Annotated in this window: 20 protein-coding genes and 2 tRNA genes; 12 read left to right on the forward strand and 10 right to left on the reverse strand. The window is 51.7% G+C overall.

Annotated features, from left to right (window positions below; genetic code table 11):
- Positions 1 to 87: 87 nt before the first annotated feature.
- Positions 88 to 1,662, reverse strand: a complete 1,575-nt coding sequence (locus IPM31_13350) for an aldehyde dehydrogenase family protein (protein ID MBK9007965.1) — start codon at positions 1,660 to 1,662, stop codon at positions 88 to 90.
- 270 nt (positions 1,663 to 1,932) lie between these two features.
- Between IPM31_13350 and IPM31_13355 the strand changes: the two genes are divergently transcribed.
- The 10 genes from IPM31_13355 to IPM31_13400 all read left to right on the forward strand — a co-directional run bounded on the left by IPM31_13355 (position 1,933) and on the right by IPM31_13400 (position 7,100).
- Positions 1,933 to 3,180, forward strand: coding sequence for an aminotransferase class III-fold pyridoxal phosphate-dependent enzyme (locus IPM31_13355; protein MBK9007966.1), 1,248 nt, complete (start codon positions 1,933 to 1,935; stop codon positions 3,178 to 3,180).
- A gap of 84 nt (positions 3,181 to 3,264) precedes the next feature.
- Complete coding sequence (locus IPM31_13360) at positions 3,265 to 3,519, forward strand: hypothetical protein (GenBank protein MBK9007967.1); 255 nt, start codon at positions 3,265 to 3,267, stop codon at positions 3,517 to 3,519.
- Positions 3,520 to 3,529: 10 nt separating this feature from the next.
- The gene (locus IPM31_13365) at positions 3,530 to 3,766 is read left to right on the forward strand and encodes a DUF2283 domain-containing protein (GenBank protein MBK9007968.1); all 237 of its coding nucleotides are present in this window, start codon (positions 3,530 to 3,532) and stop codon (positions 3,764 to 3,766) included.
- A 31-nt stretch (positions 3,767 to 3,797) separates the two neighbouring features.
- On the forward strand, positions 3,798 to 4,007 hold the full coding sequence (locus IPM31_13370; protein ID MBK9007969.1) for a DUF2281 domain-containing protein: 210 nt from the start codon (positions 3,798 to 3,800) through the stop codon (positions 4,005 to 4,007).
- Between the two features lie 10 nt (positions 4,008 to 4,017).
- Positions 4,018 to 4,320, forward strand: coding sequence for a hypothetical protein (locus IPM31_13375; protein ID MBK9007970.1), 303 nt, complete (start codon positions 4,018 to 4,020; stop codon positions 4,318 to 4,320).
- Entirely contained in the window at positions 4,317 to 4,670 is a 354-nt protein-coding gene (locus tag IPM31_13380) for a hypothetical protein (protein MBK9007971.1), read from the forward strand. The genes IPM31_13375 and IPM31_13380 overlap by 4 nt, the downstream gene beginning before the upstream one ends.
- 17 nt (positions 4,671 to 4,687) lie before the next feature.
- Positions 4,688 to 6,046 (forward strand): aspartate aminotransferase family protein, encoded by a 1,359-nt coding sequence (locus IPM31_13385; GenBank protein MBK9007972.1) that lies wholly within the window; start codon positions 4,688 to 4,690, stop codon positions 6,044 to 6,046.
- Positions 6,047 to 6,080: 34 nt separating this feature from the next.
- Positions 6,081 to 6,374, forward strand: coding sequence for a ribbon-helix-helix protein, CopG family (locus IPM31_13390; GenBank protein ID MBK9007973.1), 294 nt, complete (start codon positions 6,081 to 6,083; stop codon positions 6,372 to 6,374).
- Positions 6,355 to 6,576 carry a hypothetical protein gene (locus tag IPM31_13395; GenBank protein ID MBK9007974.1) on the forward strand — a complete coding sequence of 74 codons (222 nt, stop codon included), beginning with the start codon at positions 6,355 to 6,357 and terminating at the stop codon, positions 6,574 to 6,576. Before IPM31_13390 ends, IPM31_13395 begins: the two co-directional genes overlap by 20 nt.
- Complete coding sequence (locus tag IPM31_13400) at positions 6,573 to 7,100, forward strand: hypothetical protein (GenBank protein ID MBK9007975.1); 528 nt, start codon at positions 6,573 to 6,575, stop codon at positions 7,098 to 7,100. The genes IPM31_13395 and IPM31_13400 overlap by 4 nt, the downstream gene beginning before the upstream one ends.
- Positions 7,101 to 7,181: 81 nt before the next feature.
- Here IPM31_13400 and IPM31_13405 read toward each other — a convergent pair.
- Positions 7,182 to 7,254 (reverse strand) — tRNA-Thr (locus IPM31_13405).
- Positions 7,255 to 7,366: 112 nt separating this feature from the next.
- Here IPM31_13405 and IPM31_13410 point away from each other — a divergent pair.
- A complete protein-coding gene (locus IPM31_13410; protein ID MBK9007976.1) occupies positions 7,367 to 8,602 on the forward strand; it encodes a glycosyltransferase in 1,236 nt (411 codons plus the stop codon).
- 55 nt (positions 8,603 to 8,657) lie between these two features.
- Here IPM31_13410 and IPM31_13415 read toward each other — a convergent pair whose 3' ends face one another.
- On the reverse strand, positions 8,658 to 9,260 hold the full coding sequence (locus tag IPM31_13415; protein ID MBK9007977.1) for a DUF3267 domain-containing protein: 603 nt from the start codon (positions 9,258 to 9,260) through the stop codon (positions 8,658 to 8,660).
- A gap of 17 nt (positions 9,261 to 9,277) precedes the next feature.
- On the opposite strand from IPM31_13415, the gene IPM31_13420 reads away from it, so the two are divergent.
- Entirely contained in the window at positions 9,278 to 9,475 is a 198-nt protein-coding gene (locus IPM31_13420) for a hypothetical protein (protein MBK9007978.1), read from the forward strand.
- Positions 9,476 to 9,686: 211 nt separating this feature from the next.
- Here IPM31_13420 and IPM31_13425 read toward each other — a convergent pair whose 3' ends face one another.
- The 7 genes from IPM31_13425 to IPM31_13455 all read right to left on the reverse strand — a co-directional run bounded on the left by IPM31_13425 (position 9,687) and on the right by IPM31_13455 (position 14,484).
- Entirely contained in the window at positions 9,687 to 10,553 is an 867-nt protein-coding gene (locus tag IPM31_13425; GenBank protein MBK9007979.1) for an NAD-dependent epimerase/dehydratase family protein, read from the reverse strand.
- A gap of 495 nt (positions 10,554 to 11,048) precedes the next feature.
- Positions 11,049 to 12,059 carry an alpha/beta hydrolase gene (locus IPM31_13430; protein MBK9007980.1) on the reverse strand — a complete coding sequence of 337 codons (1,011 nt, stop codon included), beginning with the start codon at positions 12,057 to 12,059 and terminating at the stop codon, positions 11,049 to 11,051.
- Between the two features lie 12 nt (positions 12,060 to 12,071).
- Positions 12,072 to 12,830: an NYN domain-containing protein gene (locus IPM31_13435; protein ID MBK9007981.1), complete on the reverse strand. Its 759-nt coding sequence runs from the start codon at positions 12,828 to 12,830 to the stop codon at positions 12,072 to 12,074.
- 68 nt (positions 12,831 to 12,898) lie between these two features.
- The gene (locus IPM31_13440; GenBank protein ID MBK9007982.1) at positions 12,899 to 13,567 is read right to left on the reverse strand and encodes a hypothetical protein; all 669 of its coding nucleotides are present in this window, start codon (positions 13,565 to 13,567) and stop codon (positions 12,899 to 12,901) included.
- Positions 13,568 to 13,630: 63 nt separating this feature from the next.
- On the reverse strand, positions 13,631 to 13,894 hold the full coding sequence (locus IPM31_13445; GenBank protein ID MBK9007983.1) for a glutaredoxin family protein: 264 nt from the start codon (positions 13,892 to 13,894) through the stop codon (positions 13,631 to 13,633).
- A gap of 102 nt (positions 13,895 to 13,996) precedes the next feature.
- The gene (locus IPM31_13450) at positions 13,997 to 14,224 is read right to left on the reverse strand and encodes a hypothetical protein (GenBank protein ID MBK9007984.1); all 228 of its coding nucleotides are present in this window, start codon (positions 14,222 to 14,224) and stop codon (positions 13,997 to 13,999) included.
- 184 nt (positions 14,225 to 14,408) lie between these two features.
- Positions 14,409 to 14,484: transfer RNA gene (locus tag IPM31_13455), tRNA-Arg, on the reverse strand.
- Between the last annotated feature and the right edge of the window lie 155 nt (positions 14,485 to 14,639).

Genomic DNA, 14,639 nt, shown 5'->3' on the forward strand with positions numbered 1-14,639 from the left:
GTTTTGGTAATTGGTAAATAGTAATTGAGGATGAGACGATCAACGTCTCATCCTCAATTCTCCTAATTCTCTAATCCTCGTTTGTTTTTACTTTGTGCCCACAGGTTCAGGTTTTACGCTCGAAGCAACTTTGTCTTTCTTGCCTCTGTGTAAAAATTGGGAAAGCGTTTCCCATTTTTGTTTCAACGTCGTGCCGTAGACGACGCCCATGATCGCCACGCCGAGATCGTAGTTGCCGAGTTTGCGCATGATGGTGGCGACGTCCCATTTGGGAGGAGCGCCGCCGATGGCGTAACTGTACGGACGAGTGAACTCTAACAATCCCTCGCGCCCGTGCGTTGTGCCAATCCCAGAATCTTTTACGCCGCCTAAAGGAAGCATGGGTATTCCATATTGAGCAAGACTGTCGTTGATAATAATAGAAGAGGCTTCAAGTTTTTCTGCTACTCGTGTTGCGCGCGCTTGATCTCTGCTATACACCGAAGCGGCAAGCCCAAGCGAATTGTCATTAGCAAGGCGGATGGCTTCTTCTTCATCCCGCACCTTCATAATCGGCATGATCGGACCAAAGGTTTCCTCTTGCATCAATTTCATGGAATGGTTCACATCCACCATCACCATGGGTTTGTAAAAAGCGCCAGATTCTTTGCCGCCGCAAAGCACGCGCGCGCCTTTGTCAACGGCGTCTTTTACATGCTCATCAATGATTTGAATTTGGCGCGGGTCAGTGATGGGACCAAATTGATACGGACTGTTTTCGTCTAAGGTAAATCCGCTATTGATCTCTTTTGTGTATTGAACGGAGCGTTTCACAAACTCATCATACTTGGACTCAACCACATACACGCGCTCCACAGACATACATGCCTGCCCCGCGTTAAAGTATGCGCCCCAGGTTCCCCAGTGAGCGGCGGCGTCAAGGTCTGCATCCTCTAAGACGATCATCGCATCTTTACCGCCCAATTCAAGCGTGACTGGAATGAAACTATCGGCGGCGGCTTGCATGATCTTTTTTCCAGTAGCGGTAGAGCCTGTTACAAAAATATAATCTGGTCTGCTGTTGGTCAAAGCCGCGCCGACTCTCCCGTCTCCATGCACCACGCGCACGTAAAGAGCGAGTTCGGGAATTGTTTTGAACAATGTTTCGAGTAATACGCCAACAGCAGGCGTTATTTCCGAAGTTTTTAGCACAACAGTGTTTCCTGCCAATAACGCTGAAAGCATTGGCGTTAATGAGATCATCAATGGATAATTCCATGGAGAAATCACCGCCACCACGCCGTGCGGACGATGTTCAATAATACACTTCTTCATAAAATACAAGCCCGATGAAACGCGCCGTTTCTTCAACCACTTCGCGGCGTTGGCGCAATTCTGTGCGAGCATGTCCACAGTGACGAATAATTCGATTAAACTATCCTGGCGGCTTTTGCCCGTGTCCTGACTCACCACACTGGAGATTTCGTTGCGCTGGTCGATCAACAGGTTTTGAAATTTTCTCAGGATGCGCACTCGCTCTTTGACAGATTTTCCGCTCCATGCAGGAAAGGACGCGCGCATCTCGTCCACAGCCTGCTTCACCTCCTCAGGCGTGGACATCGTCACCTCGCCAAACTGGTTTCCTGTGGCAGGGTTAATGAATGCAAGTTTTTCTCGGTCCATGGATTGCTCCTCGGTGTTCAAACGAGTATGATGGAATGAATGATGCAATTATAAGCCTGATGGACTTACCTAGCCATTCGCAATGAGCGGGGCTGAAGCCGCCTGCTCAGTGCATGGAAGCCCCTTCGGGGCTGGCGCCAAGAGTCCGCTTGAGCGGACTTTCATGAACTGAGGCAGGATGCTGCGCGACCCGCCGAAACAGCCTGATAGCCAATACCCAGAAAAGGATTATTTATGACCAGCCAACTTTATCAAGACAACTTCCATCACATGACCCCCGCGTGGAGTCGTATCTTCAACTTCGTCGCCGACCGCGCTGAGGGATCGTACATCTACACCGACGACGGGCGCAAACTGCTCGACTTCACCTGCGGCATCGGCGTGGCGAACACGGGTCACTGCCACCCGAAAGTTGTCGAAGCGATTCGTGAGCAGGCGGGCAACTTCATCCACGCGCAGGCGAACATCGTCATCCACAAGCCGATGCTAGAACTCATCGAAGAACTGCGGAAAATTTCTCCACCCTCGATTGATTCGTTTTACTTCGCCAACTCAGGCGCGGAGGCGCTGGAGAACTCGGTCAAGATCGCGAAAGTCGTCACGGGCAGACCGAACGTGATCGTCTTCAACGGCTCGTTTCATGGACGCACACACGCCACGATGTCGCTCACCACCTCCAAGACGATTTACCGCGCGGGTTTCGCTCCGCTGATGGCGGGAGTGTACGTCGCGCCGTTTCCGTACGCGTACGCGATGAACATGACCGAAGAACAGGCGAGTCAATATTGCCTTGAACAACTCGAATATCTGCTCGCCTCGCAGACCGCGCCGAAAGAGACTGCCGCGATTCTCATCGAGTCCGTTTTGGGAGAGGGCGGATACGTTGTCCCGCCGACATCCTTCATGAAAGGACTGCGCGAGATCTGCGACAAGCACGGCATCATGCTCATCTTCGACGAAGTCCAATCGGGATTCGGCAGAACAGGGAAGTGGTTCGCGCTCGAACACTTCGACGTTGTCCCCGACATCATCACCGCCGCCAAGGGAATCGCCTCAGGTATGCCGCTCTCAGGCGTCTTCACGCGGACCGACATCATGAAAAAAGTGGACACTGGCTCCATAGGCGGCACGTACGGCGGAAACGCCATCGCCTGCGCGGCGGGAGTCGCCACCATCCGCGCGATGCGTGATGAAATGATGCTGGAGAACGCCGCAGATAAAGGAATCCAATTGATGACGGGACTCCGCAAACTGCAGGAGGAATATCCGCAGATCGGCGATGTGCGCGGCAAGGGACTGATGATCGGCACGGAATTTACCGCGAACGGCAACCGCGCCAAAGAAAAGCAGATGGTGAAAGATGTCATCCACGCCGCCGAAGAAAAAGGAATGTTGCTCCTCTCGTGCGGAACGTACGACAACACCCTCCGCTGGATCCCGCCGTTGAATGTGACGAGCGAGCAGGTCAACGATGGGTTGAAGATATTTGGGGAAGCGTTGAAGGATGTGATTAAGTAGACACGGAAACTCGTACACAGGAAAACGGGCGAATCCACTACGGAAAAGAAGTTCATCCTTGAGTGATGTATAATGCCTTCAGCAATGAACGTCCGCTTTCATCATCACGCACTTGAAAGGCTGGCGGAACGCGGCGCAACTGAGGAAGAAGCCCGCGCGACGGTCGAACTGGGCGAGCGATTTCCCGCAAAGTTCGGACGTGTTGGTTTTCGTCGAAATTTTCCCTTCAACGATCAATGGCGAGGCCGCGCATACTCGACAAAACAAGTTGAAGTTTTTGCTGTTGAAGAGAATGTCGAAGATTGGCTCATCATTACCGTGATCACCCGTTTTTTCTAGGAGTCTTGCGATGAAATTTACTTATGACCCTCGTTACAACATTGCTTACATCCGTTTTCAAGAAAAAGTCGCGGAGGTGGAAGCAATTCGCCTGAGCGATGAGCTGGTTGTTGACATTGCCCCCGACGGCACGATTTATGGCATCGAATTGCTCAACGCCAACGAACAAGTGGGGCGCGAAGACGCGGGCGAATTGATCGTCGTCAACGAAGCGACGGGGAAACGCGCAGAAGTTTCGTTGACATAATCATGTGACCACACTTGATGGGATGTGACTCATGGTAATGAATCAAACGATCCAAAACTATATTGAAAAACTCCCCGCTTCCTATCAGGAAACGGTGGTTGATTTTCTCGAGTTCCTTCTCTCCAAAGCGGAGCGCCAGGAGGAACTGGAATGGTCGCGATTTTCGCTCGCCTCCGCCATGCGCGGCATGGAAGACGAGCCATCCGAATACACGCTTGACGATTTGAAGGTTAGATATTAATGAGGCAGGCATGACCCTCCATACACTCGAAACCAGCGCCAAACGACTTTTTCCAAACCGCAAACCTGAACAGGCGATGGCGGAATTGTTGCTTGAAAAAGCGCAGAAAAACCTCATCAAATATCAAAGCATGACGCGGCAGTTCCATGAAAAATATGCCGTATCGTTCGACGCGTTCCGAAAGAAGGCGCTGGCGGCTAAATTGGATTCCAAAGCCGAGCAGGATTACTTTGATTGGGAATTGGCCGTAACTGCCATCGAAGACATGCAGGCTGAAATCAAAAAACTCAAATCCTTGAGTGGAAAAGCATGAATGTCTCTGGCATCGCGTCTGATTTGCTGAGGGAATATAAACACCGCAAGTATTTTGTGGATCTGGAAATCCTAGAACAAACGCGAAACCTGATAAAAGCGCGTCTATCCATTTCGGCGGATTTGTTCGTGCAGGTCTATCGCAACGATCCCTACCAAACCACAAGCCTGGCTTTAATTCACAACGGGATCAGGTTATATGCGCGTGATGAAGTGGACGGGCGATGGCACAGGCACATTACAACAGCGCCCGACGAGCACGACTTTAGCAAAGAAGGACAGAGAGCAGTCAAACTGTCTGAATTTTTGGATGAGGTGGAAAAAACATTGTCAGAATTAGATTTACCCTAACACAGATGAATAGCATCATGCCCCCAAGCCTCAACCGCTCCCGCCTCGCCCAACTCCTCCAAACCGAAGAACAGCTCTTCCATCAGAAACACCCCAAATCACACGAACTCTACCAACGCGCGCGCAAGTCATTGCATGGTGGCGTGCCGATGTTGTGGATGATCCGCTGGGCGGGATCGTTTCCTGTTTTCGTCAAATCGGCAAAGGGCGCGCGTTTCACAGACGTGGACGGCAACGAATACATTGACTTCTGTCTCGGCGACACGGGCGCGATGACGGGTCACTCGCCCGACGCGACAGTCAATGCCGTCACCGAGCAAATTCAAAATGGCATCACGCTCATGCTTCCGTATGAAGATGTGATCTGGGTTGGCGAAGAACTTCAAAGAAGATTCAAACTTCCCTATTGGCAATTCGCCCTCACCGCCACCGACGCGAATCGATTCGCCCTCCGCATGGCGCGTCTCATCACGGGTCGCCCGAAAATTCTCGTCTTCAATTATTGCTATCACGGCTCGGTGGACGAAACCTTCATCACGCTCGACGAAGAAGGCACGCCGATTTCGCGCCCCAACAACATGGGTCCGCAAGTGGACCCGCGCGAAACGACGAAGGTCATCGAGTTCAACGACATCGCCGCGCTCGAAACCGCCCTCTCTGCCCGCGACGTTGCCGCCGTCCTTGCCGAACCTGTGATGACCAACATCGGCATCATCCATCCCGACGCGGGCTATCACGATGCCCTGCGCGCGATCACAAAAAAATACGGGACGTATCTCATCATTGACGAGACTCACACCATCTGTACGAGTCCAGGCGGATACACCGCTTCATTCGCCCTTCAACCTGACTTCCTCACCCTAGGCAAACCTCTCGCTGGAGGAGTGCCCGCCGCAGTCTACGGCTTCACTGAAGAAGTGAGTAAACAATTCTCCGCGCGCCTCAACACAGACGACGCGGATGTCGGCGGAATTGGCGGGACATTGGCAGGCAATGCTTTATCAATTGCCGCGATGAAAGCGACGTTACAAAATGTTTTAACAGAAGATTTTTATGCAAAAGCAATTGCCCTGCAAGAGAAATTCACCGCAGGCGTTGAATCGGTCATCGAAGAATTCGAACTGCCATGGATCGTCAAACGTCTCGGCAACCGCTCCGAATACTGGTTCCGCCCCAAGCCTCCCCGCAACGGGGGAGAGGCTCACGCCGCCATTGACCCCGAACTGGACCGCTACATGCACCTCTTCGCCCTCAACCGCGGCATCTTGCTGACTCCCTTTCACAACATGGCATTGATCTCGCCCGAAATCACCGAAGAGGATGTAAATTACCATACGAAGGTATTCCATGATGCGGTACGAAGTCTGTTTTCGTGATGTATAATGTGATGTATAGTCACAGGAGCACCAAATGAAAAAGATGGTTCGCAAGCAGATCTACATCCAAAAGAGTCAAGAAGAACGGCTAAAACGAGTTGCCGAAACAAGAGGCGTCAGCGAAGCTGAGATCATTCGCCGCGCCCTCGACAATGAGTTGAAACGCGCTGGTTATCGTTTGGCTTACGACAACGATGCGATGCAGCGTCTTTACAAAATGATGCGCGATCAGGACAAAAAACATCCTGTCCCTCGAAAAAAGCGTGACTGGATGCGCGAAGATCTTTATGAAGACCGAATGAAGCGATATGACCGTCGTTCTTCTTGACACCAATGTGCTGGTGTACGCGTTTGATCGCGGAGAACCCGAAAAGCGCGAGCGGGCAATGCAACTGGTGCTTGATCTGCAACAGAATGCAGTTGGTTGTTTGAGCGTGCAATCGCTTTCTGAGTTTTTCCATGCAGTGACGCGCGGATCAAAGCCCAAACTCTTTTTAGATGAGGCATTGGGTAAGGTGGTAGAGCGATGAACTTCCTAGAGAGCGTTGGTCTCCTTGCTATCCTGATAGTGGTCTATATCGGGTATCTCTCGCAAAACAAAGTAAGGCTCCCCTCCAGGCTTGAAGGCGCGCTCATTCTCCTCGTACTGTTCGCGGCGTACATGATTATCGCAAACACGTGGAGCGCGGCTGTGAGTTTCTTTTCTCCCTCTTCAACCAACACACCTACCCCAACTTCAACCAACACACCTACCCCAACTTCAACCAACACACCTACTCCAACTTCAACCCCTTCTTGTTTATTGTGGTCAAAGGTCACGCCTTCAATGGAGGGTCAAACAGTTTGTGTTCATGGTGTTATCAAGGAATACAAAGAGAAGGTTGGAAACTTCTACTTCAATTTCTATTTTGGAACGAATGAACAATTTTATCTCGTAAGCAACAACCTTTCATCTATTCCATTGAAGGGTTCTTGTATGTCGTCAACGGGGCGAGTTCAGCTCACCGCAGAGCATATCCCCTTTATGGAAATTACATCCTTCCAATTTTGCTAATAAGGTCTTATGCTAGTTGACAAAACGTCTTCGAATAAAACAAGACCTCCGAGTTCTTCAAGAACTCGGAGGTCTTTATTGAGCCACCGACGAGAGTCGAACTCGTGACCTAGCGATTACGAATCGCTCGCTCTGCCAACTGAGCTACGGTGGCGAATGTAACGCAAAATTAATTTTGCGTTACAGCGGCGGGATTATAAAGGAAACCAAATAAACCCGCAAGTTTTCAACCCCACGCATCGTCTGTGTCGTGAGAAAATAAACCCATGCTTCGCATCGCAATGCTTTCCTATCACACCTGTCCGCTTGCCACGCTGGGCGGCAAAGACACGGGCGGGATGAACGTCTACGTCCGCGAGCTCACGCGCCAACTCGGCAAAATGGATATCCATGTAGATGTCTTTACTCGCTCGCAAGACGATCACGTGCCGCACGTCTTGCACGAACTCGGCTACGGCAACCGCGTCGTCCACATCCCTGCGGGACCCGAACACCCCATGCCGAAACAGGAACTTGCAAATTACATCCCGCAATTTGTGGATGGAATCAGAGCCTTCGCATGTGATAAAAAGATTCACTACGACATCATCCACAGCCATTACTGGATGTCTGGGATTGCCGCCGCGTCTCTTTCCGACGGGTGGGCTGGTTCGCCCATCGTCCACATGTTCCACACCCTCGGCGAGATGAAGAACCGCATCGCGCGCACGGACGAGGAGCGCGAAGGGGCGTACCGAATCGAGGGTGAGAAGCAGGTCCTCCGTCGAGTTGACCGGGTGATCGTCGCCACAATCGCCGAGTTAACGCAACTCCGCTTCCTGTACAAGGCAGACGCGAAGAAACTTGTAGTCATCCCGCCCGGCGTGGATGTCAGCCACTTCTATCCCATCCCCGCCGATGAGGCGCGGTCGTACATTGGCTTGAAGCCTGAAGATCGGATGATCCTGTTCGTGGGGCGCATCGAGCCGCTCAAAGGCGTGGACACTCTGCTCGAGGCGATGTCTTGTTTGCAAATGAAAGAGTCGCGCCCGGTGCATCTTGCCATCATCGGCGGCGATCCCGCGGCAAGCCCAGAGATGATGAATGCTGAAATGGCGCGCTTAAAAAATTTGTGCGAGGTTCTTGGCTTGGACCAGTCGGTGGTGTTCCTGGGCGTGCGCGATCAGGATAAACTACCGTATTATTATTCGGCGGCGGAGGTGGTGGTGATGCCGTCGCATTACGAGTCGTTCGGCATGGTGGCGCTCGAGGCGATGGCGTGCGGCGCGCCTGTCATCGCCTCCGAAGTGGGCGGGCTTGCCTATCTCGTGCGCGATGGCGAGACAGGATTCACGATTCCCGCAGAAGAACCCGAAACGCTGTGCGAAAAATTATCGTGGCTGTTGAACGATGACGAGTTGCACGCAAAGATGAGCGCCCAAGCCGCCGCGTACGCGCAAGATTACGCATGGGAGAAAATTGCGAAACAGATCGTGGATGTGTACGAGGAATTGAAGAAATGATGCGTTCGTATTATCCTCTTCTCGCTTGGATCATTTATTCGGCGCGCATTTCTATTTATGTTTTATTCTCGCCTCGTGGAAGGAAAATTCGCATGCCGTCTTGCTCGTCAACAATATAAGCATGTTTAGGATAGCGAAGCGCTATGGCGGTTATCCATAAATCGCCAATCGCTGCGCCGCCGTTGATCGTCGCACAAATTGCCCATAACCAGACGCTGGGCGAGCCGGCTTGTATAAGAATACCCAGGCATGCTGCGAGGCTTATAGCCGCGAGGGGCGCCAGAACGATAACAAGGTATTGGTTGCGTTGGAATGCATACCCCGGAGCGGTCGCGTAGAGCATCAATCCTTTCCAGTTGATCCCATATTTCGGGCGCGCACCAAAGATTTGCATTGTCATGCCGTGTATCAGCTCGTGTATTATGATCGTCAGCAGCAGGGCGAAGAGAAGGGTTGTCGCAGCGCTCCCAAAAAAGAATCCGGTTGATTTACCGAAGACGCGCGCGATTGTAAAGAAAACAATTCCGAAGACAAAGGCGAGCGGGATTGACAATAAATTTATGATAAGAATGCGGCTGGTCTTTTCGGCGATTTTCCAATACAACGCTTCCGCATAGCCGAGCGGCGGTTCTCCTGAAGTCGTTTCTAAATTTGGCATGCGTATTGATTCCCTTCATGAAGGCGCAGACATCGCTTTCAAAAATTAAACGGCTGAAAAAGCGTGTGCCAAATTTCCGACGAGAATACCTTCAGATTCGCCGCCTGAGCTTGAAAATGCCTTTAGGAACAAATTCTTTATTTCCGCGGATTGATCTGGCGCGTATGGCGTTAGATGCATTAATAAAAGCCAAGCGTTGCGCTGCCGAAGGTTAAAATTCCTATTCCTTCATCCTCACATAAAAAATCTGCTGGCCTTCCATATCTTTCGTGCGCATTTCGAAGCGGTCTTTCGGGCTGGAGATCATCTTCGAGAACTGTTCAATTTTATCATCGCTCTCAACCTCATCAGCCCGCGGACGGCGATCTTCGTGCCAGCCTTTCGTCAGCGCGCGCTTTGTTGTGCGGCTTTGACCTTGCAATCACCTTATCTTGGAATGATGTTATGAGTAGGCTGCCAGTCTAGAATTGATTTTGCAAGTTGATTGCTGCAACGCCATGAGGGAGGACAGGCTGAATTCGTATCTCGCTGAGGTTTGTCTGCTCCGATTGAAATAGCCAAACGATCGCTATACTCATGTTGCCGCAAGGGTTCGTCAACAATATTGAAAATCGAGCCAGCAGGGGCGTGATTGAGCGCCGCAACCGTTGCGGTTGCCATATCTGCAACATGAATTAGCGAGATAAAGTTTCTTCCATCACAAGGAATAATTTCTTTACCTGCGCGTATGTTTTCAATAACCTTGTCTTGAAAAGTGCCATGACCGACGAACGAACCTCCGCGAAGGATGCTCCAATGCAAATGGCGAGTCGGGATATTTCGTATCATTTCTTCCATTGCGATGACAGGAGCGCAAGGCGATGCGCGTTCTGGCGAGGTATCAAGGGAGATATCTTCAGAAATCCAGTTTTCGCCGCAATCAGGATAAGCCATTGTGATGCTTTGTTGAATATATTTTTTTATTCCGACTTCAGCAGATGCCTTAAGTAACAATCTTACTACCTCTGTGCGCAAGCGGGTATTAGCGTCCCATGCGTTAGGTAGGGTAAAGTTTTGAGGTATGGATGTGGCTAGATGCAATATTGCTTCGCAGCCTCGAATAGTTGATGCTATCGTTTCGCTGATGCGGGGCGATAACAAATCGCACTCCACTATCTCAACACGTTGAGGGAGTACATTTTTGGCTTTTTCCGCTGAACGCGCCAAGGCACGCGCTTCATGTCCCTGTTGTAAAAGCAAGGGTATGACGGCGCGTCCGAGAACTCCTGTTGAACCTGCTATGGCTATTTTCATCTTTGTAATTTCTCCGAAATAAGATTCGATCTGATGGGGCTTGCCGCAGAACGAGACTGTCGAAAAAATCCCCCGCAACAGATCAAAAAATGGCTAACATGTTGCTCCGGGCATAAAAACAAGATGCTTTTCTAGGGCTTACGCAGTTGAACCTGTTGCGCCGTAGTTGCACTGCGGCGGCGGCAGTCCAACTGCCCGCCAACTGCGTAAGTCCTGTTTTCGATGTTTTTCTCACTTTCAAATCAACAGTTTTTGAAATGGGACTTTTTCGACAGTTTCAACGCCTTGCGTCACGCCTGCTTTGCATTTCACCGCCTTCGTGATTTTGAGGTTCTTCCCCGCCCGTCTCGTTGACTTTGTCTGGATGAGCCTCCTCGAGGACTCTTGAAACCGCTCTTGTGACGGGCCGGTTTCTTAGGACGCTGTGTTGGGCGCGGCTACAGATGTTTATCCTTCCGACCATAGCGACAAGGATGACGAATGCTGGAAACCACTCTATGGCTGAAGCCTCTCTCCGGTTTGTGCCGCTTCCACGATACGAAGAATCTTCTCAACACTGATTTTCGATGTCTCCGGATCAAGCCAGAAAGCGACGTGGTTTGCCCCTGTTACGATTTGTTGAACGTTGTTCGTCGAAAGCAAGGCCAGTTCTTTCTGCCAACTTTGCCACAGTTGCTCCTGCTCTGCTGAAGCGCCATGTTCCGTAGCGGTCAACACGAATAAAGGTATGTCGTTCAACGATCCCAGGTTGCGCACTTCATCATTGGTGGCAGGCGATGCCAAAAACTCCGCGCTTTGAGCGTCCCAATCCTTTGTCGCTGCGAAGAATGCCTTGATCGACTCGTTCTGGGGAGAGGGCAAACCTGGATCTGGTTGAAACTGTCCCATCACTCGCATTACACCTATCCGGGCTAGCCAAGGCGCGATTTTGTAGATACCCGCGTTCGATTCAAACTGGGACTTACCTGCCGCCGTGCTCGTCCACTGATCAGGATGCGAACTGTCAAGCAAAACAATGCCGGCAACATCAGTTGGATATTTTCCTGCATACATACGGACATACAGCCCTCCAAATGACCAGCCTACCAATACGTATGGTCCAGGAATATTGGCATTATGCAAAAGGGTATGTAATTCAGTCGCAATATGTTGAGCATCGCGCGGCTCGCTACCAGGGTCGCTCCAGCCCATACCCGCGCGATCGTATGCGCACACGCGCGTTGATTTGGCAATTTCTGGTTGCACTCGCGCCCACGCCGCAGATGTTCCGCCAAGACCCTGTTCGAGAATCACCGTAGGGCTACCCTCTACGGTCTCGCCAAGGCAATAGATATGAAGTTTGTAGCCTCCAATATCCACGAGTTGTCCTAAGGCAAGGTAATTTCGTTGGTCAGATTTTGTCGAGACAGCCTGATAGGTTGCGCCCAGAGCGCTCAGAACCAAGATGCCGACACTCAGCCATATCATTATGCGCGAGATTCGTTTGAGGAGAGGACTAGTTTTCACGAATGTCAATCCTTATTCCTTCATCTTCACATAAAAAATCTGCTGACCTTCCATGTCTTTCGTGCGCATTTCGAAGCGGTCCTTGAGGCTGGCGATCATCTTCGAGAGTTGTTTGTGACCGTACGTGCGCGGGTCGAAGCCGGGGTCGAGTTGGTAGAGCGCGTTGCCCATCCCTGCGAGGGGAGCCCAGCCGTCTTGTCCCGCCGCCATTTCGAAGGCTTGACTGAGCATCGGCATCGGGTCTGTTTCTTCTTTGCCGTCTTTGCTTTTCGTCGTTTTCTTCGCGTGCGCCTGCTTCTGTTGCGCGGCTTTCTTTTCCGCTTGCAAGTTCTCAGTGTAGACAAACAGATCGCAGGCGTTGACGAACGCCTTGGGCGTTTTCTTTTCGCCGATGCCCATCACGAAGATGCCCGTCTCGCGGATGCGGGTTGCCAGCCGCGTGTAATCCGAATCGGAGGAAACGAGGCAGAATCCATCCACGACTTCGGAGTGCATGATGTCCATCGCGTCGATGATCATCGCGCTGTCGGTGGCGTTCTTGCCGACGGTGTAGCGGAATTGTTGGATAGGCTGGAAAGCGTGGAAGTTCAGCGTGTCTTTCCACGAATTCATGCTGTTCGTCGTCCAGTCGCCGTAGATGCGGCGGACGGTGACTTGTCCGTGACGACCCGCCTCCACGAGCATTTGCGTGAGCAGGGAGGATTGCGCGTTATCGCCGTCTATGAGGATGGCGATCTTATTGCGGAGTGTGTTTAAGTTTTCGTTTGCCATGGGTTGATTATAGTGGACTTTATTGAGAATATGCTCGGAAATTTGAGCGCTCTGCGGATTTGCCTCGATTATGGGGTTGAAGGAATCGGGGTGTTGAGTCCCGTGGGGTCGGGGGCGCCAAATCCAATGTCGGTGCACGAAGGAAGTCCTTCGATCGGAAACTCGCCCTGATCGCTTGTCACTTTGACTTGAATCGGCGTGGGAGAATTGGTGGTGGTATCTGCGGTGAGTTTTATCGTAACCTGATACCCAACCGGAAGCACAGCAGTCATGATCGACTGGTCAGGGTGGATCTGCAAGCCGGGGTCGAGCACGTTGAGGGTCGTCTTGATATTTGTCAACTCAATACCGCCGGTGTTTTTCAGTAGGATGAAAGCGTTGGTCACTTCTCCCATGCCATGCGAAAAGTCGGCGCTGGTATTACAGCGAAGCGGCTTGATCGCCAACCCAAGCGTCGTGGGGAGCGGCGTAGAAGTGTTTGTGGATGTCAAAGTAGCAGGCGCGGCTGAGCCGGTCAATGTGGGGAAGGGTGTTGTGCTTGGGGTGAGCGTGGCAACCGAAGGCGCGGGCGTAAGGCTTGCCACACCGATAATTAACGGCGTGGGGCTGAACACCGAGGGCGTCTGTGTGAACGGCAGAAATGGCGTAGGCGGGTTGCCCGGCAGGGGTTGGATGATCCAGCCATTGCACGATGCCAGCAGGAACGCAATTAGAATGAAAGTCGTGACTCGTTTCATTTTTACTCCTCGCCCTCATTGTATCGCTGTTGACCTGCTGAGAATAGTCCCCTATGTATCATGTCAATTCATGAATTTCTTGTTTAACTCCTCCCAACTCGGTTCGACGAGCACCGAGCCGTCGGGAAACACGATGGTCGGCACGCTTCGGAATCCACGGTTGATCTGGGTCACAAATTCGGCGGCTTTCGCGTCCCCTTCAAGCCCCACGCGAACATAGGGGATACCTTTCGCTTCAAAATATTTCTTCACGCGGACACAATCGGAGCAATGTTCGGTGACGTACATAATAATCTGGCTTGGGTTGAGCGTGTAAAGGTCTGGCATGTTCCTGCTTTTCTGTGATGTTTATTTTGTCCTGAGCGTAGTCGAAGGATGAGCGTAGTCGAAGGACGCTCCGCACACCAGACATGGCGTGGCAAGGTCTACTTACCTCATCTCTCTCGCCGCCTCCCGGAGGATTTGAAAGGCGATTCGCATCACAGACTTGAACTCGGCTGGCTCTGGGGGCTTTCCCTCTTCGAATTGCTCCAGCATGCCGAGCAGGCTTCCGCGCAATCCGCTGGCGCGATGCGCCCACACCGAATCGACTGAGATCCGCTCGAGGCGGTTAAGGAGCATCTGAATCAATTTTGCTTCGGAGGGAAGATCGCGCATGAACTGGGATGTTTAGGACGCTGATTTGCGCCGACGAACGCAGAGTTTTTAGGGCTTACGCAGTTGAACCTGTTGCGCCGTAGTTGCACTGCGGCGGCGGCAGTCCAACTGCCCGCCAACTGCGTAAGTCCTGGTTTTTATATTAGCGTAGGTCGGCGTTTTTCTGCGTCTAAAAAATTAAAGATGGCGTCCCCGGCGCGGGTCGAACGCGCAACCACCAGATTCGAAGTCTGTTACTCTGTCCATTGAGCTACGGGGACGGGCGACGCAGATTATACACGAAAGTTCATGGCGAAATCTCGCCCTCAAGAAAGTAGCCGCAAAGCGCGCGAAGGACGCCAGGAAAGTCCCATGAAACTTCGCGGTTAATTAAACCAACACCCCTCCACAGAGGGGTGAATTTCACTTGCCCATG

This window comes from Candidatus Defluviilinea gracilis, assembly GCA_016716235.1.
Classification (GTDB): Bacteria; Chloroflexota; Anaerolineae; order Anaerolineales; family Villigracilaceae; genus Defluviilinea; species Defluviilinea gracilis.